At 38.5% G+C, this 849-nt stretch carries 2 pseudogenes; one reads left to right on the top strand and one right to left on the bottom strand.

The window, feature by feature from the left end:
* Positions 1-84: pseudogene (locus tag ACFIKE_RS11825) on the bottom strand (DNA adenine methylase); the annotation flags it as partial.
* On the opposite strand from ACFIKE_RS11825, the pseudogene ACFIKE_RS11820 reads away from it, so the two are divergent.
* Positions 69-650: pseudogene (locus ACFIKE_RS11820) on the top strand (tyrosine-type recombinase/integrase); the annotation flags it as partial. The pseudogenes ACFIKE_RS11825 and ACFIKE_RS11820 overlap by 16 nt on opposite strands.
* Positions 651-849 lie beyond the last annotated feature (199 nt).

Genomic DNA, 849 nt, shown 5'->3' with positions numbered 1-849 from the left:
GCATTGAAACAGATTCGTGATCTCTCCATTCAAATCATTAATCACGGAATATTTCACTGATCTTTTGTTTAGGAAAACAACGCCTTAAAGTCAAAAATTTACCAGGCATGGATTGGAGAGATGTGCCTACTTTTTATAAAACACTTTGCGAAGCATCAACCTTAACACAATTGGCTTTGCGTTTGCTTATTCTGACAGGGGTTCGTACCAATCCTTTGTGTCATATTCATAAAGATCAAGTTGATGGAGATATCTGGACTATCCCTGCTGAAAATATGAAAGGTTTGCGTGATGCTACAACAGAATTTCGTGTGCCCTTATCATCAGAGGCATTAGAAATCTTAAAACAAGCGCGCTTGTTCTCTCGCAATGATTTCTTTTTTTCTGCTACCGGTCGCGGTCCCCTTGCTGATAGTTGTATGGCAAAGTATATGAGAGAGAATAAGATTGATGCCTGCCCCCATGGTTTTCGCTCTAGTTTACGCAATTGGCTTGCTGAAACAACCGATGCCCCCTATGAGGTCGCTGAAACTATTTTAGCTCATACGGTCGGCGGTAAAGTAGAACGTGCCTATCGTCGTACTGACTATTTAGAACAGCGCCGCGTTTATATGGATAAATGGGCGGCTTATGTCACGGGTCAATCTTAAGATATGGGGTGAATAACCCCATGATCTGTGGATAACTTTCTCTCTCTTGTCTCTCATTCTTTCTCAATAAGAGTCATAAATTATCACATCAGAAATTGTATGATAAAATATTGTTTTCTATAAATAAAACATCTTTCTAAATGAACCAAAATGTGGTTAATAAATAGTTATGATTTGTTACCATTTTTTGATAGAAAGG

Origin of the sequence: Bartonella sp. MU70NMGDW, assembly GCF_042194085.1 — a bacterium.
In the GTDB taxonomy this organism is placed as follows: Bacteria; Pseudomonadota; Alphaproteobacteria; order Rhizobiales; family Rhizobiaceae; genus Bartonella; species Bartonella grahamii.
Note: the sequence above shows the minus strand (reverse complement) of the source record. Positions and strands in the feature narration are given on the sequence as shown.